This is a genomic window from Pseudonocardia sp. EV170527-09 (assembly GCF_008369905.1).
In the GTDB taxonomy this organism is placed as follows: Bacteria; Actinomycetota; Actinomycetes; order Mycobacteriales; family Pseudonocardiaceae; genus Pseudonocardia.
The window spans coordinates 1-232 of sequence record NZ_VRMC01000684.1 but is presented as its reverse complement, the minus strand read 5'-3'; the positions used below and the strand labels follow the sequence as shown (position 1 = coordinate 232).

Annotated in this window: 1 protein-coding gene; it reads right to left on the bottom strand. The window is 59.5% G+C overall.

Annotated elements, in window-relative coordinates:
- Nucleotides 1–205: hypothetical protein (locus tag FVA95_RS30485; RefSeq protein WP_240051824.1), on the bottom strand; the 205-nt coding region annotated here is incomplete at its 3' end.
- Between the last annotated feature and the right edge of the window lie 27 nt (nucleotides 206–232).

Genomic DNA, 232 nt, shown 5'->3' with positions numbered 1-232 from the left:
ACAGGTTCTTGGTCGTGGCCACGCTGATAGCCGGGTGCACATGCAGCATCACCGTGCCGGTATCGTAGATCTGCGGGGTGACGTCCAGCGAGATGCCGCTGAAATAGGTCTTGGTGCCCACTGTCGGCGAGTTCACGGTGTTGCCGTTGTTCGAGGTCGTGACGTTGTTGGTCACCGAGGTCACGAAGGTGTCGTCGCTGCCCACCTTCAACACGGCCTTCTGGTTGTTGAG